This is a genomic window from Oceanicola sp. S124 (assembly GCF_000220565.1).
Classification (GTDB): domain Bacteria; phylum Pseudomonadota; class Alphaproteobacteria; order Rhodobacterales; family Rhodobacteraceae; genus Pseudooceanicola.
Genome location: NZ_AFPM01000211.1, coordinates 1 through 18,070 on the forward strand (window position 1 = coordinate 1; position 18,070 = coordinate 18,070).

Below are 18,070 nucleotides of genomic sequence, written 5' to 3' on the forward strand. Positions count from 1 at the left end.
GCCCGCCCGCGCCGCCGCCCCTGCGCCGCCCCGGGCTTGCGCCTTTGCCGCCGCCGTGATCTGTCGTTTCCCGAGGTGAGCCAAGCGCGCCTCTTCCCCCTGATCCCGGCCCCTTCCGGCCCCCTTCCTGCCACCTTCATGTCCTTGCGGCAGACACTGGATGCGCCATGACCGACCTGACCCGAGAGCCCTCCGAGACCATCGAGGGCAACCGCACCGCCGCCGCCCGCCTGGCGACCCGGCTGGCCTTCTTCGCCTCGGGCTTCGCCGTGGCCTGCTGGGCGCCGCTGATCCCCTTCGTCAAGACGCGGATCGGCGCCGACGAGGCCCAGCTTGGGCTGCTGCTGCTCTGCCTCGGCCTTGGGTCCGTCACCGCCATGCCGCTGACCGGGCTGCTGGTCTCGCGCATCGGCGCGCGGGCGCTGATCCTGACCGGCGGCTTCGGCATGGCCCTGGTGTTGCCGCTGCTGCCGCTGGCCCCCTCGATCTGGCTGCTGGCCCCGGCGCTGGCGCTCTTCGGGGCCTCTCTGGGGATGATCGACGTGGCGATGAACATCCACGCCGTCGAGGTCGAGGAGCGCTCGCGGCGGCCGCTGATGTCGGGCTTCCACGGCCTCTTCTCCCTCGGCAACTTCGCCGGGGCGGGAATGACGACGCTGCTGCTGTCGCTGGGCACCGCACCGCTGCCTGCCGCCCTGCTGGGGGCCGTGCTGACCTTCCTTGCGGTGATCTACGCCATGCCCCGCTTCCTGCGCGCCCGTGGCGGCGCGCCCGAGCCCTTCGTGCTGCCGCGCGGGCTGGTGCTGGTGCTGGCGGTGCTGGCGGGCGTGGCCTTCCTGACCGAGGGCGCCATGCTGGACTGGGGGGCACTACTGGTGCTGGAACGCGGGCTGCTCAGCCCTGAAAGCGCGGGGCTCGGCTACATGACCCTCTCGGCGGCCATGGTGCTGGCCCGGCTGACCGGAGACCGCATCATCACCCGCCTCGGAGACCGCCGCGTGCTGGTGCTGGGCGGCGGGCTGACCCTGAGCGGCTTCGGGCTGCTGCTGCTGGCCCCCTGGCCGGTGCTGGCCCTGCTGGGCTTCGCGCTGATCGGCCTGGGAATCGCCAACATGGTGCCGATCCTCTTTTCTGCCGCCGGGCGCCAGCGCGCCATGCCACCCTCGCTGGCCATCGCCGCCGTCACCACCACCGGCTATGCGGGCATCCTCATGGGGCCGGCGGTGATCGGCTTCGTCGCCGAGGCCACCAGCCTTGGCGCGGCCTTCTGGGGCCTGGCGCTGCTGGTCACCCTGGTGCCCCTGCTGGCACGGGTCGTCACGGCACGGTGAGGCTTCAGGGCTTGGAGCAGGCCTTTCCCGGATGTAGAACAGAGTGAGAACAACCGGCGCGGCGATTCGCCGTCGCGCCGACCCACCCTCGCTCACCCTGCCTGCGTCCGCCCCTGTCCGTTTACCGTCGCCATGTTCCAGAATGCCTTCCCCCTGCATCCCGCCCGCGTGCACGAGGTCTGCGGCCCCGGCGCCACCGCCTTTGCCGCCGTCACCTGCGCCCGCGCCCGCGCCGGCGCGCTGATCTGGATCCGCGAGGCCTGGCAGCCGGACCGCCTCAACCCGCTGGGACTGGTCGATTTCTTCGACCCCGCCCGGCTGGTGCTGGCCAATGCCGCCTCGGCCGTCGATGCTCTGGCCGTGGCCGAAGAGGCGCTGCGCGACGGCGCCGTGGCCCTGGCGGTGATCGAGATCACCCGGCCCCTCGACCTGCGCGAGGGGCGACGGATGCAACTGGCGGCCCGGGCCGGGGGCACCACCGGCCTCTGCCTGATCCCCGAGGGCATGGGCTCCAACGCCGCCGAGAGCCGCTGGCGCGTTACCCCGCTGCTGGACCAGGGCCCGGGCAGAGAGGCCCGCACCATGCCCGGCACCACCCCCGGGGACTCGACTTTGATGCACTGGGCCCTTATAAAGAACAAATCAGGAACAACAGGGGCCTGGGATGTGCGCTGGAACCGGAAGACGTATCGTCTCGATGTGGTTTCCCCGGTTGCCCAGCGACCGGGTTCTGCGGGCGCGCCCGCTGGAGGGCCCCTTCGCGCTGACCTTGCTCGAAGCTAACAGCGAGCGGCTCTACTGCCTCAACCGTGCCGCCGAGGCCGCCGGCCTGTCGCGCGGGATGAGCCTGGCCGACGCGCGCGCCTTCTGTCCCGGGCTGATGACCGATCCGGCGCGCCCCGACCGTGATGCCGCCTTCCTTGCCGTGCTGCGCAGATGGGCCATGCGCTATTGCCCCTGGGTGGCCACCGATGGCCGCGACGGCTTGATGCTGGACATTAGCGGCGCCGCGCATCTCCTTGGCGGAGAAGAAGAAATGCTCTCAGACATGCAGCACCGCGCGGCCCGGGCCGGGCTTTCCCTGCAGGTCGGGCTGGCCGATACGCGCGGTGCGGCCTGGGCTCTGGCGCATCACGCCCCGGGCCGCGCCGCGCCGGGGCAGACCGCCGCCGCGCTGGCGCCCCTGCCGGTCGCCGCCCTGCGGCTTGAGGCCGCCGATATCACCGGCCTCGAACGCCTCGGGCTGCGCCATGTGGGCGATCTGGAAACCACAGCCCGCGCGCCCCTGGCCCGTCGCTTCGGCCCCGGCCCGCTGGCCCGCCTGGATCAGGCCATGGGCCGTCAGGGCGAGGCGGTCAGCCCCGGGGCCGAGCCGCCCCATTACGCCACCCGCCTGACCCTGCCCGACCCCATCGGCCTGCTCGAGGACGTGACCGAGGGCACCCGTCGCCTGCTTTCCCGCCTCTGCGAGACGCTGCAGCAGCACGAGACCGGCGCCCGCCGTCTCTGCCTGACCCTGCGCCGGGTCGATCGTGACAGCCGCCAGGTCGAGCTGCGGCTGGCCGCACCGATGCGCGATGCCGCGCGCATCCTGCCGCTGTTCCAGCGCGGGCTGGAAGGCATCGACGCGGGCTTTGGCATCGACCAGATGCGGCTTGAGGCGACGCAGGTGGAACCCCTTCCCGCCCAACAACTTGGAGTGCGAAGTGAAGGTGGCGGGAACGCCCGGCTGGAGGATCTTCTGACCCGCATCGGCACCCGCATCGGCCTGGAGAACGTGCTGCATTTCCAGCCCGCCGACAGCCATATCCCGACCCGCGCCTTCCGCACCCTGCCCGCCGCATGGTCCGCCCCCGGCCAGGGTTGGGTGCCGCCCCGCCCGCGCCCCCTGCGCCTGTTCTCCCCCGAACCCATCGCCGGCCAGGGCGCCCGCCCGCCAGAACGTTTCCGCTGGCGCCGCATGGCCCTTGTCACCGCCCGCGCCACGGGCCCCGAGCGTATCGCCCCGGAATGGTGGTTCGACGACCCCGACTGGCGCAGGGGCCTGCGCGACTACTGGCTGGTGGAGACCCGGCAAGGGCGCCGCCTCTGGCTGTTTCACACCCCGCAGGATCCGGGCTGGTTCGTCGAGGGGGAATTCGCATGACCCCGACACCCGTCCCTGCGCCCGCTCTGCCCGACACCCCGCCGCCCTTCGCGCTGCTTTCCGAAGCCGTCCTGCACCAGCATCTCTCGCCCCTTGGGGCCGGGCGCGGGGCGCAGCCGGGGCAGGCCCTGCCGCCCCTCGTCACCCCGCCGGATACGCAGGAGACAGGCTATGCCGAGCTCTGCGTCACCTCGAATTTCACTTTCCTGACAGGGGCTTCGCACCCCGAGGAACTGGTCACCCGCGCCGCCGAGCTTGGCCTTTCCGCCATCGCCATCACCGACCGCAACTCGCTGGCCGGGGTGGTGCGCGCCTTCTCGGCCCTGAAGGAGTTGAAGCGCGCCGCCGAAGAGGGCGAAGCGGGCCTGCCGATCCGCTCGCAGCAGCGCCAGGACCCCTCGTCGCGCCGGAACTACGGCGGCGCCGACCTGCCCCTGCCCCCTGCGCCTGCGCTGCCCCGCCTGCTGACCGGCTGCCGTCTGGTGCTGCAGGACTGCCCGGTCGAGTGGATCGCCCTGCCCACCGACCGTGGCGCCTATGAACGCCTCTCGCAGCTGCTGACGCTGGGCAAGCGGCGCGCCGAAAAGGGGCAATGCACCCTCTTCACCGACGACCTGCTGGCCCATGGACAGGGGCTGATCCTGATCGCCCTGCCCGGCGATCCCGAGCTTGCCCTGCGCCCCGTGCAGGCCGTGCAGCGCCGCTTTCCGGGCCATGTCTTCCTGGGCGCGGCACCGCGCTACGACGGCTCTGACCAGCAGTGGTTCGACACCTGCGCGCATATCGCCCTGCGCGCCTCGGCCCCCATGGTCGCGGTCGGCGACGTGCTGATGCACCAGGCCGCGCGGCGCCAGCTGGCCGATGTGCTGACCTGCCTGCGGACGGGCTGCACCATCGACCAGATCGGCACCCGCGCCCTGCCCAATGCCGAACGCCGCCTGAAGGGGCCCGCCGACATGGCCCGCCTCTTCCGCCGCCACCCCGCCGCCCTGCGCCGCAGCCTGGAGATCGCCGACCGCTGCGCCTTCGACCTCTCGGACCTCAGCTATGAATACCCCGACGAGGCCAGCCAGGGCGAACCCGCCCAGGACCGCCTCGACCGGCTGGTGCGCGCAGGGCTTCGCCGCCGCTGCCCGGATGGCATCCCCGACCACTACTATGCCCTGGCCGAAAAGGAACTGGCGCTGGTCGAAGAGCTTGGTTTCGCGGCCTATTTCCTGACCGTCCACGATATCGTGGATTATGCGCGCAGTATCGGCATCCTCTGCCAGGGGCGCGGCTCGGCGGCCAATTCGATCCTCTGCTGGGCGCTCGGCATCACCGATGTCAGCCCCGACATGATCGGCATGGTCTTCGAGCGTTTCATCTCGCGCCACCGCGGCGAGCCGCCGGATATCGACGTGGATTTCGAACATGAGCGCCGCGAGGAGGTCATCCAGTGGATCTACGAACGCTACGGCCGCGACCGCGCCGGGCTTTGTGCCACGGTGATCCACTTCCGCTCGCGCGCGGCGATCCGCGAGGTCGGCAAGGTGATGGGGCTGTCCCAGGACGTGACCGCCAGCCTTGCGGGGCAGATCTGGGGCATGTCCGACAAGGGCGCCGACCCCGACCGCATCCGTGAACTGGGGCTGGACCCCGAGGACCGGCGCCTGGCCCAGACCATCCGCCTGATCGGCGAGATCGTCGGCTTTCCGCGTCACCTGTCCCAGCACGTCGGCGGCTTCGTCATCACCCGGGGGCGGCTGGATGCCCTCTGCCCGATCGAGAACGCGGCGATGGAGAACCGCACCGTGATCGAATGGGACAAGGACGATATCGACGCGCTTGGCATCCTCAAGGTGGATGTGCTCAGCCTCGGGATGCTGACTTGCCTGCGCAAGAGCTTCGAGCTGATCGAGGAACACGAGAAGCAGCGCCTGACGCTTGAGAGCGTGCCACAGGAGGACGGGCCGACCTACGACATGCTCTGTCGCGCCGATGCCATCGGGGTCTTCCAGGTGGAAAGCCGGGCGCAGATGAACTTCCTGCCCCGGATGCGCCCGCGCACCTTCTACGACCTGGTGATCGAGGTGGCCATCGTCCGCCCCGGCCCGATCCAGGGCGGCATGGTGCAGCCCTACATCCGCCGCCGCCAGGGCCGCGAAGAGCCCGAGCCCTTCGGCCCCGCCCTGGCCGAGGTCACCGCCAAGACCCTCGGCGTGCCGCTCTTCCAGGAACAGGCGATGCAGATCGCCGTGGTGGGCGCGGGCTTCACCCCCGAAGAGGCCGACCGCCTGCGCCGGTCGCTGTCGACCTTCCGCCGCATGGGCACCATCGGCGTCTTCCGCGACAAGTTCATCAACGGCATGCTGTCCAACGGCTACGATCCCGAGATCGCGGCGCTCTGTTTCTCCCAGATCGAGGGGTTCGCCGATTACGGCTTCCCCGAAAGCCATGCCGCCGCCTTCGCCATGCTGACCTATGTCTCGTCCTGGCTGAAGCGGCACCATCCGGCGGTCTTCGCCTGCGCGCTGCTGAACTCGCAGCCCATGGGCTTCTACGCCCCCGCCCAGATCGTGCGCGATGCCCGCGAGCACGGGATCGAGGTGCGCCCGGTCTGCGTCAACGCCTCGCACTGGGACAACAAGCTGGAACGGCGCACCGATGGTGCGCTGGCCCTGCGCCTCGGGTTCCGCCAGATCAAGGGCTTCCGCGAAGAGGACGCGGGTTGGATCGTCGCGGCGCGTGGCAATGGCTATCCCGATCCCGAAAGCCTCTGGCTGCGCGCGGGTCTTGCGCCTGCCGCGCTGGAGCGCCTGGCCGAGGCGGATGCCTTCGCAGTCCAGGGCCTGACCCGGCGCGATGCGCTCTGGGCCGTGCGGGCGATCCGCGCGCCCAAGCCGCTGCCGCTGTTCGACGATGCGCTGGATGGCGAGGGCGGCGTGGAGCCCGCCGTCACCCTGCCGCCCATGCACCTGGGCGAAGAGGTGGTCGAGGATTACGTCGCCCTGCGCCTCAGCCTGCGCGCCCACCCGATGGAGCTGCTGCGCCCGGCCCTCCCCGGCCTGACCCCGCACCGGGAGCTTGAGACCATCGCGCCCGGGCGGATCTCGGTCTGCGGGCTGGTGATCACCCGGCAACGGCCCGGCACCGCCTCAGGCGTGATCTTCATCACGCTCGAGGATGAAAGCGGGGTCTGCAACGTGGTGGTCTGGCCGAAGCTTTATGAACGCTACCGCCGTGCGGTCATGGGCGGGCGCCTCTTGCGCGTCACGGGGCGGATCGAGCGTGAGGGCATCGTCGTCCACCTGATCGCCGAGCATGTCGAGGACCTGTCGCATCGCCTGTCCGACATGGGCCACCCCCTCAGCGAGCAGGTCGGCGTGACCCATCCAGCGGGCGATGACGCGCCGCGCCCCCGCCCCTTGGGGCCCTCGGCGCGGCATCCCCGTGAGCAGGCCAAGCGCCTGTTTCCAAGCCGGGATTTCCACTGAGGCCCGCGCAGCCGCGCGGTTGTCCCGAAAACGGGTCGAAACAGGAATGTACCCATAAAGGGGCACAAATCACAATTGACCCAAATATGGTTACATGACATCCTCCCGCCATGACCGACGCCACCTCTCTTCCCCATGCGGTGCTGATGGGCGACATCGTGCAGAGCGAACGGGCCCTCTCGGCCCGGGCGCTGCACGCGGCCTTCAACGCTGCAATCGACGCGCAGAACGCCGCCCATGCCGGGGCGCTGGCCTCGCCGCTGACCATCACGCTGGGGGATGAATTCCAGGGGCTGACCCGCAGCCTCTCCTCGGCGCTGCCGATCCTGCGGGCACTGCGCTTCGGGCTGAAGCAGGACGGGGTGGACTGCCGCTTTGTCCTCGGTGTGGTGCAGTTGCAGACGGCCGTGAACCCCGAGCGCGCCTGGAACATGATGGGCCCCGGACTGGCGCGGGCCCGCGAGAAGCTGCAACTGAAGACCCCGGTCACGCTCTACCGCTTCTCGCTGCCCGAGGCGGCGGGCACCGAAACCCTGCTCGAAGCCATCGGCGCCGGCATGACCGCCATCGAGACCGGCTGGACCGACCGCCAGCGCCAGGACATCGAGGCCCTGCTCTCGGGGCTGACCCCGAAGGAGCTGGCGGCCCGGCGCGGCGTCGGGGTGCACAGCATCTACAAGGTGCGCAGCTCGGGCAGCTATGATGCCTACGAGATGCAGTGGAAGGCGCTGGAAAGCACGCTGGCCGCCCTGGACATGCAATTGGGGATGACGCCATGACACCACCCGAGACCCCGGACATGCTCTACGCCGTGCTCCATGCGGTGCTCTATACCCTCGTGGCGCTGGTACTGCTTGGGTGGGGCGGGAATGCCGCCTGCCGACTGCTGTTCCGTCTCACCGGGCTCAGCGCCGGGCCCCGCCCCGGCCCGGACACGCCCCCTGCGCGGCCTGGCAGGGACGGGACGGCCGCAGAGGTGGCCGACGAGATGGACGCCACCGCAGCAACCGGCCCCGAGACGACAGCGGCAGAGGGCGGCAAGGCCCGCGCCGGGCGCGTCATCGGCACGCTGGAGCGACTGATCCTGGCCCTCGGCATCCTGACCCAGTCGTGGAACGTCATGGCTGCCGTCATCGCCCTGAAGACCGTCGGCCGTTTCAAGGAACTGGATGACAAGACCTTCGCGGAATACTTCCTTGTCGGCTCGCTGTTCAGCCTGCTCTGGGCCGGCCTCGTGGCCTGCGGATGGCTGATCTACGATGACCGGCTGGGGCTCGACCTGCATGGCTGGCTGATGGACCTGCTGGGCCCGGCCACCGGCGGCTAGGCGCGCCCCCGCCCGCCTTCTATCCGCACCCGGTCCTGTGGCAGCACTGCCCGGCGCAGGGAGCGGGACAGGCTGTCCACCGCCAGAGTCAGCAGCACCGTCACCAGCAGCAGCGCCGCCATCCGGTCCAGCCGCAGCTCTTCCAGGGTCTTCTGCACGTAGAACCCCAGCGTTCCCAGGCCCAGCACCCCCATAATGGCGCTCTCGCGCAGGATGATCTCCCAGCGATAGAGGCAGAGGGCGCGGAAATTGCCCTGAAGGCGCGGCAGCAGCTCCCATCCCCAGAGGGTCAGGCCGCGCGGCGCGTCGGTGCGCAGAGGAAGCGTTTCGGCCTGGCGCCCCAGCAGATGCGCGATGATCGCCCCGTTGTGCAGCGCCAGCGCCAGCACGGCGGGCAGCATCGAGGGGCCGAGGATCTGCAGCAGCAGGAAGGCCAGCATGTATTCCGGTGTCGAGCGGAAGAGCACCAGCAGGGCGTGGCCAAGCTGCGCCCCGATCCGCCCCGCGACACGCGGCACGATCAGCGGGAAGGCCAGCGCCGCCAGCACGCCGGCCAGCACCAGCGCCAGCTGTCCCAGCACCAGTGTATCGACCACGCCCGGCCAGGCCTGCTGCACCAAGACCTTGTCCAGCCAATCCCCCCCACTCGGCACCGGTGCGCAGCGGCGCCGGGGTGATGTCGGACAGGAAGCGCCCAAGGGCGCCCGACCCCATGGGCGGCACCTCGATGCGCGCCAGCGCCCAGAGGCTTGCCAGCAGGTAGAGCGGCATCAGCCGCCAGCGCGCCCAGTGGCGGATCGGCAGGATCAGCAGGAAGAAGACCCCCAGCACCACCACGGCCCGGTCGTACTGGGCCTGACGAAAGTAGGTCTCTAGCTGGAACCCCAGCGTCGGCAGGCCGATGAAACCCAGCACCGCCGAGCTGCGCAGCCCGCATTCCAGCCGGTAAAGCGTGTAGGAGGCCACCTGCCCCAGCACCTGCGGATAGCGCTGCCAGACCAGCGCGGTGACGCGCCCGGTGCCCGGCGGCAGGGCGGCGGCAGAGCGGGCATCGGCCTCGTCGAGGTATTCCGAGAACACCTTGGCGAAGATCCCCGCGTAAGGAAGACCGATGGCCAGCACGCCGGTCAGCGGCGACAGCCCGGTCAGGTTCATCAGCAGCAGGGCCCAGAACAGCTCGTGCAGGGCGCGGATGGCGATGCAGGGCAGCCGCACCGCGCGCAGGTGGTAGAGCGGCGCCAGCACAAGACCCGCCAGGGCGCCAAGCGCCACGCCGCAGAGCGCGAAGGCCACGGTCAGCAGCGCCGCATGGGCCAGGCTGGCGGGGTCGGAAAAGTCGGGCGAGACCAGCCCCTGCCCGATCCGCGCCAGCGTCAGCCAGGGATCAGGGCGCGACGCCGAAAGGTCCGCCAGCCAGAACGCCAGCAGGGTCGCCGCCACAAGGCCCAGGGCGATGCGGCGCGGCGGACTCATGCGTAAAGCTCCATCAGGCGGGCGCGGTCACAGGCGGCCACCGGCGCATCCAGCACCAGGCCGCCGGCTTTCAGGCCGATGATCCGCGTGGCAAAGTCCCGTGCAAGATCAAGGTCATGCAACGCCAGAACCGAGGTTTCGAACTGCCCCGAAAGCTCGGCCAGCAGGGCCGCCGCCTGCGAAGGATCCAGCGCCGAGACCGGCTCGTCCCCCAGCACCACGGCGCCCCCGCGCAGCAGCGCGCGCGCCAGGGCGACACGTTGGCGCTGGCCGCCCGACAGCTCCGCGACCCGGCGCCGCCCGAGGCCCGCCAGACCGACCCGCTCCAGCACCGCCTCGACCTCGGCCCGCTCGGATGCCGAGGGGCGCAGCAGGATCCGCAGGTTGCGTGCCGTGCCCGCGTCGTCCAGCCGCCCCATCCAGCAGTTGTGAAAGACCGACAGCGCCCCGACCAGCCCTTGATCCTGCGGCACCAGAGCCACTCGGGCGCCCGTGATCCTCTGGCCGAGCGCCGCCAGCAGGGTGGATTTCCCCACCCCGCTGCGGCCCAGAAGCGCGATGCGCTCTCCGGGCCGTATCTCCAGCGAGATATCGGCCAGGACGGCGCTGTCGCCCCATCCCAGCCGTTCCCCGCGCAGCGCGACAAGCGGCGTCATCAGTCGATGATGTCGAGCTGGCGCGCCGTGTCCTCGATGGGCTGGTAGAAGCTGTTGTCAGCCGGCACGAAGGCCGCGCGCGGGAAGGAGGCCAGCAGGTCCTCGTCTGTCAGCGACAGCAGCGCCTCCTGCACCCTTGCGGTGAAGCCCTCGCCAAAGCGCGCATCCACGTCGCCCCGGATGGTCCAGTTATAGTCGGGATAGGGCGGGGTCTGCCAGATCACATGAGCCTGCGCCGCTTCCGGCGCGCCCTCGGCCTTGGCCTGATCGTAGACGGTGTAGTTCAGCGCCCCGACCTCGTAGGCGCCCGAGGCGACCAGCCGCAGCGTCTGACCGTGATCACCCGAGAAACCGACCTCCGAGAACAGCGCCTCCGGCGCCTGCCCGGTCTTCTCGCGGATGTAGAATTCCGGCATCAGCCGGCCCGAGGTCGACCCCTGCGAGCCGAAGGTGAAGCTGCGTCCCGCGATATCCGGAAAGTCCTCCGAGGCCTCGATCCCCGTGGCCTCGTTGGCGATGAAATAGGTGACGAAGCTCTGGTCTTCCTCGCCCTGGGCGATGGCGGTCGAGCCGGGCACCAGCGCGCGCGCCTGCACGCCCGAGAGGCCCCCGAACCAGCCAAGCTGGATCTGGTCGTTGCGGAAGGCCAGCACGGCGGCGGCGTAGTTCTTCACCGGCACATAGGCGACATCGACGCCCAGTTCTTCCGAGAGGTAATCGGCCACGGCGCCGAAGCGCTCGACCAGCTTGGTCTCGTCATCATCGGGGATGGCCGAGAAATAGAGCGTTTCGGCGCTGGCGGTGCTTGCCAGCAGCGACAGGAGGACAGCAAGGCGTATCATGGGACCTCTCTCTGGTAGGGGTTTCGGCTGGGGCGCCCTGCCCCGCTTGCGCCGCTTGCGCGGACTTTCACAGGTGCCCGGCCGACGGCTCAGGCGATGCTGACACCGGCGCCGGGGGCCATGCGGCCCACGGAAGCGGCGGCGTCGAATCCATGGCGGGCGAAAGTCTCCAGCACCGCCTCGACCGTTTCGGGGGCGCAGGCGACCAGCAGCCCGCCCGAGGTCTGCGGATCGCAGGCCAGCGCCCGGTCGATCTCGTCAAGGCTCTCGCCCAGGGTGATCTCTTCGCCGTAGCTGGCCCAGTTGCGCCCCGAGGCGCCGGTGATGTTCCCGGCCTCGGCCAGCGCGCGCACCTCGTCGAGCATCGGCACCGAGGCCCAGTCGATCTGCGCCCGCAAACCCGAACCGCGCGCCATCTCCAGCGTATGCCCGGCAAGGCCGAAGCCCGTCACATCGGTGATCCCATGGACGCCTTCCAGCGCCGCCAGCTCGGGGCCCGGGGTGTTCAGGCGGGTCATCGTCTCGATCATCCGGTCATAGAGCGCGGGGGCCAGAGCCTCTTTCTTCAGCGCCGCCGAGTAGATGCCGACGCCAAGCGGCTTGCCCAGCACCAGCACGTCGCCGGCCTGCGCCGTGTCGTTCTGCTTCATGCGGCGGGGATCGACCACGCCGATGGCGACAAGCCCGTAGATCGGCTCGACCGAGTCGATCGTGTGCCCGCCGGCGACCGGAATGCCCGCGTCGGCGGCTGCCTTGGCACCGCCTTCCAGGATCTTGCCGATGGTCTCGCCCGAGAGCGTGTTGACCGGCATGCCGACCACCGCCAGCGCGAACAGTGGCCGGCCCCCCATGGCATAGACATCCGAGATCGCATTGGTCGCCGCGATGCGGCCGAAGTGCTCGGGATCATCGACGATGGGCATGAAGAAGTCGGTGGTGGCGACGATGGCCTGATCCTCGGACAGCTTGAACACCGCCGCATCGTCGCTGGAGCCGATGCCGACCAGCAGTTCCTCGGGCACCGGCAGCGCCTTTGTCCCCTTCAGCAGATCCGAGAGCACGCCGGGCGCAATCTTGCAGCCGCAGCCGCCGCCATGGCTGAGCGAGGTCAGGCGGGGTTCGGCGGGATGCTTGGTATCGGACATCAGGTCTCTCCTGTCGAAAGCTCGGTGACGCGCGCCGCGATGCGGGCGGCCAGTCCGGGCAGGTCTTCGGGGGCAAGGCTGGGGGCCTCGATTTCGGACACCCGGGCCGGATCCATGCGGGCGCGGTGACGCGCATAGCCCGGATCATAGCGGACTTCCATCAGGCTGCGCGCCAGTGCGGTGAAGTCTCCGGTGCGGGCCTGGGCGTGCCAGGCATCGACCTGTTCACCCGCAAGGTAAGGGCGCAGGCTGTCCAGCGTATCGTGCAGCCGGGCCTCATCGGCGATCACGTCGCCATAGGCGCGCGTCAGATAGGCCGCACGCTGGTCCAGCGGAGCGTTCAGAACGATGCGCGGCGCGGATTTCATCGCCGTCCACAGCGCTGGCGGCACCCGGCAGTTGCCCACCTTCGAGCTTTCAGCCTCGACCAACACGGGCCGCGTAGGATCCAGCCGCGCCAGCTCCATCGCCACCGCCGTCTCGAAGCCGCGCTGCTGCGGCTGCGGCCCCATGGCCCCGAAAAGCGAGCCGCGATGATTTGCCAGCCCCTCGAGGTCCAGAACCTGCACGCCCCCCGCCTTCAGCAGGTGCAGAAGCTCGGTCTTGGCCGAGCCGGTATTGCCATCCAGCAGCACCATCGGCGCCGGGAAGGGCTGTTCGTAAAGCGCATCGACCACCAGTCCGCGGAAGGCCTTGTAGCCCCCTTCGATGGTCTCGACCCGCCAGCCGACCTGCCGCAGGATGATCGCAAAGGAGCCCGAGCGCTGCCCACCCCGCCAGCAATAGACCAGCGGACGCCAGCTGCCGTCACGATCCGCCAGCGGCCCCTCGAGATGGCGCGCCGCATTGCGCGACACCAGCGCCGCGCCGACCTTGCGCGCGGTAAAGGGCGACACCTGCTTGTAGATCGTGCCGACACGGGCCCGCTCGGCGTCATCCAGCACCGGCAGCGAGATGGCGCCCGGCAGGTGGTCGTCGGCGAATTCGGCGGGGGCCCGGACGTCGATGATCTCGTCGAAGTCCAGCAGGGCGAGGTCGGAGAGGGAAGTCAGCTTGATCGGCATGTCCCGCAGATAGCCCAAAGGGGCGCGCCGGGGAAGCTCCGGCTTGCGCGCCCGGCGCGGCGGCAGCGCAGAAGCACGCGAGGGGGCACGTTTTTCTCTTCTATCCACGCCGGGGCTTTGCTAGTACACGGCCCACGCAGCGCCCGCGCGCTGTGGGATGCGGGTGTGGCGGAATTGGTAGACGCACCAGATTTAGGTTCTGGCGCCTTTGGCGTGGGGGTTCGAGTCCCTTCACCCGCACCACATTGATTTCAGAAGACTTTCTCAAGAACGCCTTTGCCCGGGACATGCCGACCGTTGGCGGCTTCGCAAATTGTTTCGCAGGTGCCCCCTGCGTTCACGATTTACTCCACGACCACGGCATGAGCTTCGCGGTCAACTGCCCACCAACGTTGCACACTCTCCCTCACTTTCAGGGCCGGTTGTAAATGCCACCCCCATGCGCCCGCGAGTAGACCACGACATCGATGCAGCCAGGAGCCAAAGCATCTGCATTTCGAGTGGTAGACCGCAGCTCTTCCAGAACATTCATTCTGAAGCCAGCCTGGTCATGTCGAGGGTCCCTTCAGGGTCAGGAGTGCCAGCGCGTGAGCCGAAAACGTATCAGCGCGGCGGTCGTCATCGGCAATGCAGCGTTCAACTGCCTTCGACTGCAGGTCGCTCACCTGCGCCTTGGCCCCGGTGGGCACACGGCCTGCGGTCATGCCCTCTCTCAGCTCGCCCGGCATCCCTTCACAGGCGATCGGGCGACCGCCTGCCTCCGTCACGGCGATGCCCGAAACCTGCGCGACAGGTCCGGAGGCGGCGGGGCCATCCGGTCTGGCGGGCATTGCTGTCGGCGCGGCCTCGTCCCAGGTGGTCTCCAGATCGGTGATCCGCTTGCCTGCCGCGACCAGATCGCCGCTGGCCGCGATGGCCTGCGTGTCGACCACCATGGTCTGGAACAGCGACATGGTCCCCAGCAAGGGCTGCGTGGTGGCCGCGACAAATGCCGGTATATGGTGTTCCACGCCCGAGAAGACCGCGACGGAAACCGCGATCAGAGCCGTGGCGAGCAGAAATTGTTTCATGAGACAGGATCTCGGCACATGAAGGGACGAGGCGGTTCCGGGGGCGCATCTTCGCCCCCGCCTGACGGCAAGATTGCAAATCGGTAATCTGCGGGCAGGCCGTATTACGGATAATCAATCTGCTCGTCAGGCACCGACATCCGCCTGCACCTGGCCCGCCTGCGCCATATGTCACTTCCCGAACATGGGCCCGAGACCCCGCTGGTCCCTGGCATTCACGGTTTGGGCCTGTGTCTTGTCGCTGTCATGGACGGGACTGGCACGCTCTGTCTGCTGTCCGGGGCCAGCAGCCCGGAGGCCTCGGGCTGGATCATGTTCGTCCATAGACCGCTCGCCAACCTGGTCCGGGTTTACCGGATAGGACAGGCAGCCATGGCCGTCCTGGCACACCTGCTGACCGGTTTCGACATCCATGAGATGTGGTCCGTGAAACACCGCACAACGCTTGCAAAGGATTGATCTTGGCTTGCCCAAGGTGGCAACTCCTCACGACGGAGAGACAGGAACCCAGATGACCGAGAATAAGTCCCACCTTCGCCTGCTGCTGCCATATCTGGTGACGGCAGCCCTGTTCGCCCTGGGCGGCTATGCCCTCTATCACCTGCTGCGGGACGTGCAGTTGCGGGATGTCATGGCGATGGTGCGGAGCACGCCCGCCACGACTCTGGGTCTGGCGCTGCTCTGTACCTTCGGGGGCTACGTGGCGCTGATCGGCTATGACTGGTCGGCCCTGCGCTACATCGGTCACCGACTGCCGTTTTCGGTCACCGCAGCGGGATCGTTCCTGGGCTTTGGCATCGGCAATACCGTGGGCGCTGGCCCCGTTACCGGGGGCGCGGTACGATACCGCATCTACTCGGCCCTCGGACTGTCGCCGGTGGATATCGCGGGCATTTCGATCTTCAGCTCCGTCTCCTTCGGGATCGGATCGACCCTGGTGGGTCTGCTGGCGCTGGCCTGGCATCCGGACGCCCTTGGCGACCTGCTGTCCTGGTCGCCCGACACGATCCGCTGGACGGCACTGGCCGTGGCGGCAGCGGCGCTCGCGGTGATCGTCCTGCTGGCGACGCGCAAGGGCTCGCTAACCCTGCGGGGCGTGACCCTCTCTGCGCCCACGCCGGGCCTGATCGCGGGGCAATTCGTCTTCGTGGCCGTCGAGACGCTGATGGCAGCCACCACGCTCTACCTTCTTCTGCCGTCGGACGGGGTGGGCTTTGCCAGCTTCCTTGCCGTCTATGCCGCCGCCGTCCTGGCAGGTGTCATCAGCCATGTCCCGGGCGGCGTCGGTGTCTTCGAGACCGTGATCATCGCGGCCCTTCCCGGCAACGTGGCGGTGTCGCAGATTGCCGCGGGCCTGCTGTTGTTCCGCGTCGTCTACTACCTGCTGCCCTTCGCGCTGGCCCTCGCGCTCATGGCGCTTGGGGAAGCGCGTTTCCTGGGGAAACGCTTCGGGCCGGCCATGGCGCCGGTGCAAAAGGCCATCTCGGCCCTCATGCCGCTGGCCATGTCCGCCATGGTCTTCGCCTCCGGTGCCGTCATGATGCTGGCCTCCCTGCTGCCCCCCACGAGCGCATGGACCGAAGAGCTTGAAATCCTGCTGCCACTTGGCTTCGTCGAAGGGGGCGCGCTGCTGTCCAGCGCCCTCGGCGCCTGCCTTCTCGTGGTGGCGCATGGCCTGCTGCGACGGGTCGAGGGCGCCTGGTGGCTTGCCATGGGGTCCCTTCTGGCAGGGGCCGTCGTCAGCCTCGTTCACGGGATCGACTATGACCGGGCGGTGATCCTCGGGCTGGCTGCGCTCATCCTGCTGCCTGCGCGGCACGAGTTCTACCGCGCCACCCGTCTGACCCGGAACGTGCTTGGCCTGCGCTGGATCCTGATGATGGCCTGCCTGGTCGGCGCCCTTGCCGGGGTCTTCTTCTTCGCGCACAAGGCCGTGCCCTACGAGACCAGCCTCTGGTGGCAGTTCGCCTCGGATCGCGGCGCGCCGCGCTCGATGCGGGCGGGGCTGGTCGGGCTCCTGGTCCTGACATTGCTGCTGCTGCGCTATGCCCTGCGTCCCGGACGCCTGGCAGAGGTGCTGCCCGACGCAGAGACGCTGGACCGGGCGCAGGCGATCATCGCCGGCCAGCCGCGCCCCGAGGCCACCGTGGCCCTGACCGGGGACAAGGCCCTGTTGTTCTCGCCCTCGGGCAACAGCTTCCTGATGTATCGCACGCAGGGGCGCAGCTGGATTGCCCTGCATGACCCCATTGGCCGTCCCGACGAATTGCAGGCCCTGGCCTGGGACTTCCACGATGCTGCCTATGCCGCGAATGCGCGACCGGTGTTCTACTCGGTCTCGGCGGCCTCCGCCACGACCTGGATCGACATGGGCATGGTCGCCCACAAGTTCGGCGAAGAGGCGGTGGTCGATCTGCGCGCGTTCACCCTTGAGGGGCCGGACCGCAAGAAGCTGCGCGCGGCCTTCGCCCGTGCAGGGCGGGACGGGCTGACGTTCGACCTGCTCCCTGCCCCGCATGATCCGGACCTGCTGTCCGAGTTGAAGGAGATCTCGGATGCCTGGCTGGCATCCAAGATCGGCAAGGAGAAGGGCTTCTCCGTCGGCAGCTTCAATCCCGACTACCTGAACCGGACCCCGATCGCCGTGGTCCGGCACGAAGGGCGGATCGTGGCCTTCGCCAATCTCTGGCTCACCGAGGTCAAGGCGCGCGCCTCGGTCGACCTGATGCGGCATCACGACGACATCCCGAATGGCGTCATGGATTTCCTGTTCACCTCTCTCCTGTTGCATTTCAAGGAAGACGGTCACGCCGAGTTTTCCCTTGGCAACGCGCCGCTGTCCGGTCTCGAAGCCCGCCGCGGCGTGCGGATGAGCACCCATCTTGGCGCCTTCGTCTACCGGCATGGCGGACAGTTCTACAACTTCGAGGGATTGCGCTCCTTCAAGCAGAAGTTCGGCCCGAAGTGGCAGCCGATCTACGTGGCCGTGCCGCCGCGCGCGAACCTCATGGCCATTGCCCGCGATCTGATCGGAGCGATCGGGCGCGCGCCGGCAAGCAAGGGCTGTCGTGATGGCTGAGGCGGCCATCCTGGTTCACAGGGCATGACCCGTTCCGGTCCCCTGGCGTTGGTCAGCCTCATGTGACCACACGCGCGTATCGCTCGACTGGCCGCGCTGGCCCGAGGCGTGGAACGCGCCACCCACCTGCTTGGAGGAGGCTGTCGAACCACGCCAAAGGTTCTTCCGGAGAACCCGCCGGATCAGACCGGACCGCCCCCCCTCGCGGCGCCCCCGGCCCCGGGAGGGGGGTAAGATGCCTGCCCGGTCGCGCCCGGGCTCAGCCCTGCTTCCAGCGGGTCAGGTGCTGATGGGTCAGCGCGCGAAGCCGCTCTGCATCGCGCACCGCGACGGCGGCGGCCATTTCCAGGTGATCGACGCTTGAGTGCCGGAGATGGGTCGCCGCCGACCAGCCCGACCAGTCGCCCGGCAGGTCCCGCTCTCGCAGGTCATTGATCATCTGCACGAGGGTCGAATTCGCC

General features: G+C 69.1%; 14 protein-coding genes and 1 tRNA gene. 8 read left to right on the forward strand and 7 right to left on the reverse strand.

Going from position 1 to position 18,070, the window contains the following annotated elements:
- The first annotated feature begins 167 nt into the window (after window positions 1-167).
- From OS124_RS0114720 to OS124_RS0114745, 6 genes are all read left to right on the forward strand, one after another.
- On the forward strand, window positions 168-1,331 hold the full coding sequence (locus OS124_RS0114720; RefSeq protein WP_010140513.1) for an MFS transporter: 1,164 nt from the start codon (window positions 168-170) through the stop codon (window positions 1,329-1,331).
- A 132-nt stretch (window positions 1,332-1,463) separates the two neighbouring features.
- Window positions 1,464-2,114: an ImuA family protein gene (locus OS124_RS0114725; protein ID WP_010140514.1), complete on the forward strand. Its 651-nt coding sequence runs from the start codon at window positions 1,464-1,466 to the stop codon at window positions 2,112-2,114.
- On the forward strand, window positions 1,996-3,477 hold the full coding sequence (locus OS124_RS0114730) for a Y-family DNA polymerase (protein ID WP_040607234.1): 1,482 nt from the start codon (window positions 1,996-1,998) through the stop codon (window positions 3,475-3,477). Before OS124_RS0114725 ends, OS124_RS0114730 begins: the two co-directional genes overlap by 119 nt.
- Window positions 3,474-6,953 (forward strand): error-prone DNA polymerase, encoded by a 3,480-nt coding sequence (locus OS124_RS0114735; RefSeq protein ID WP_010140516.1) that lies wholly within the window; start codon window positions 3,474-3,476, stop codon window positions 6,951-6,953. The genes OS124_RS0114730 and OS124_RS0114735 overlap by 4 nt, the downstream gene beginning before the upstream one ends.
- Window positions 6,954-7,063: 110 nt before the next feature.
- On the forward strand, window positions 7,064-7,732 hold the full coding sequence (locus OS124_RS0114740) for a SatD family protein (protein WP_010140517.1): 669 nt from the start codon (window positions 7,064-7,066) through the stop codon (window positions 7,730-7,732).
- Window positions 7,729-8,280: a hypothetical protein gene (locus OS124_RS0114745; RefSeq protein WP_237708121.1), complete on the forward strand. Its 552-nt coding sequence runs from the start codon at window positions 7,729-7,731 to the stop codon at window positions 8,278-8,280. The genes OS124_RS0114740 and OS124_RS0114745 overlap by 4 nt, the downstream gene beginning before the upstream one ends.
- Here the strand turns inward: OS124_RS0114745 and OS124_RS28065 are convergent.
- The 5 genes from OS124_RS28065 to mnmH all read right to left on the reverse strand — a co-directional run bounded on the left by OS124_RS28065 (window position 8,277) and on the right by mnmH (window position 13,460).
- Window positions 8,277-8,900, reverse strand: a complete 624-nt coding sequence (locus OS124_RS28065) for a PhnE/PtxC family ABC transporter permease (protein WP_237708122.1) — start codon at window positions 8,898-8,900, stop codon at window positions 8,277-8,279. The genes OS124_RS0114745 and OS124_RS28065 overlap by 4 nt on opposite strands.
- Before the next feature lie 849 nt (window positions 8,901-9,749).
- Window positions 9,750-10,409, reverse strand: coding sequence for an ATP-binding cassette domain-containing protein (locus OS124_RS0114755; RefSeq protein ID WP_010140518.1), 660 nt, complete (start codon window positions 10,407-10,409; stop codon window positions 9,750-9,752).
- A complete protein-coding gene (locus OS124_RS0114760; protein ID WP_010140519.1) occupies window positions 10,409-11,251 on the reverse strand; it encodes a putative selenate ABC transporter substrate-binding protein in 843 nt (280 codons plus the stop codon). The genes OS124_RS0114755 and OS124_RS0114760 overlap by 1 nt, the downstream gene beginning before the upstream one ends.
- 89 nt (window positions 11,252-11,340) lie before the next feature.
- Window positions 11,341-12,396 carry a selenide, water dikinase SelD gene (gene selD / locus OS124_RS0114765; protein ID WP_010140520.1) on the reverse strand — a complete coding sequence of 352 codons (1,056 nt, stop codon included), beginning with the start codon at window positions 12,394-12,396 and terminating at the stop codon, window positions 11,341-11,343.
- Window positions 12,396-13,460 (reverse strand): tRNA 2-selenouridine(34) synthase MnmH, encoded by a 1,065-nt coding sequence (mnmH, locus tag OS124_RS0114770; protein ID WP_029375468.1) that lies wholly within the window; start codon window positions 13,458-13,460, stop codon window positions 12,396-12,398. Before mnmH ends, selD begins: the two co-directional genes overlap by 1 nt.
- Window positions 13,461-13,619: 159 nt before the next feature.
- On the opposite strand from mnmH, the gene OS124_RS0114775 reads away from it, so the two are divergent.
- A tRNA-Leu gene (locus OS124_RS0114775) sits at window positions 13,620-13,703 on the forward strand.
- A gap of 305 nt (window positions 13,704-14,008) precedes the next feature.
- Here the strand turns inward: OS124_RS0114775 and OS124_RS26145 are convergent.
- Window positions 14,009-14,530 (reverse strand): hypothetical protein, encoded by a 522-nt coding sequence (locus tag OS124_RS26145; RefSeq protein ID WP_010140523.1) that lies wholly within the window; start codon window positions 14,528-14,530, stop codon window positions 14,009-14,011.
- A 511-nt stretch (window positions 14,531-15,041) separates the two neighbouring features.
- On the opposite strand from OS124_RS26145, the gene mprF reads away from it, so the two are divergent.
- The gene (mprF, locus tag OS124_RS0114795; protein WP_010140525.1) at window positions 15,042-17,609 is read left to right on the forward strand and encodes a bifunctional lysylphosphatidylglycerol flippase/synthetase MprF; all 2,568 of its coding nucleotides are present in this window, start codon (window positions 15,042-15,044) and stop codon (window positions 17,607-17,609) included.
- Between the two features lie 259 nt (window positions 17,610-17,868).
- On the opposite strand, the gene OS124_RS0114800 is transcribed toward mprF, so the two are convergent.
- On the reverse strand, window positions 17,869-18,070 hold a 202-nt coding region (locus OS124_RS0114800), incomplete at its 5' end, for an FCD domain-containing protein (protein ID WP_010140526.1).

What these genes read in the sequence shown, in the direction of transcription:
- OS124_RS0114720 (WP_010140513.1), top strand. Translation starts at nt 168, where the DNA reads ATGACCGACCTGACCCGAGAGCCCTCCGAGACCATCGAGGGCAACCGC.
- OS124_RS0114725 (WP_010140514.1), top strand. Translation starts at nt 1,464, where the DNA reads ATGTTCCAGAATGCCTTCCCCCTGCATCCCGCCCGCGTGCACGAGGTC.
- OS124_RS0114730 (WP_040607234.1), top strand. Translation starts at nt 1,996, where the DNA reads ATGTGCGCTGGAACCGGAAGACGTATCGTCTCGATGTGGTTTCCCCGG.
- OS124_RS0114735 (WP_010140516.1), top strand. Translation starts at nt 3,474, where the DNA reads ATGACCCCGACACCCGTCCCTGCGCCCGCTCTGCCCGACACCCCGCCG.
- OS124_RS0114740 (WP_010140517.1), top strand. Translation starts at nt 7,064, where the DNA reads ATGACCGACGCCACCTCTCTTCCCCATGCGGTGCTGATGGGCGACATC.
- OS124_RS0114745 (WP_237708121.1), top strand. Translation starts at nt 7,729, where the DNA reads ATGACACCACCCGAGACCCCGGACATGCTCTACGCCGTGCTCCATGCG.
- OS124_RS0114755 (WP_010140518.1), bottom strand. Translation starts at nt 10,409, where the DNA reads ATGACGCCGCTTGTCGCGCTGCGCGGGGAACGGCTGGGATGGGGCGAC.
- OS124_RS0114760 (WP_010140519.1), bottom strand. Translation starts at nt 11,251, where the DNA reads ATGATACGCCTTGCTGTCCTCCTGTCGCTGCTGGCAAGCACCGCCAGC.
- selD (WP_010140520.1), bottom strand. Translation starts at nt 12,396, where the DNA reads ATGTCCGATACCAAGCATCCCGCCGAACCCCGCCTGACCTCGCTCAGC.
- mnmH (WP_029375468.1), bottom strand. Translation starts at nt 13,460, where the DNA reads ATGCCGATCAAGCTGACTTCCCTCTCCGACCTCGCCCTGCTGGACTTC.
- OS124_RS26145 (WP_010140523.1), bottom strand. Translation starts at nt 14,530, where the DNA reads ATGAAACAATTTCTGCTCGCCACGGCTCTGATCGCGGTTTCCGTCGCG.
- mprF (WP_010140525.1), top strand. Translation starts at nt 15,042, where the DNA reads ATGACCGAGAATAAGTCCCACCTTCGCCTGCTGCTGCCATATCTGGTG.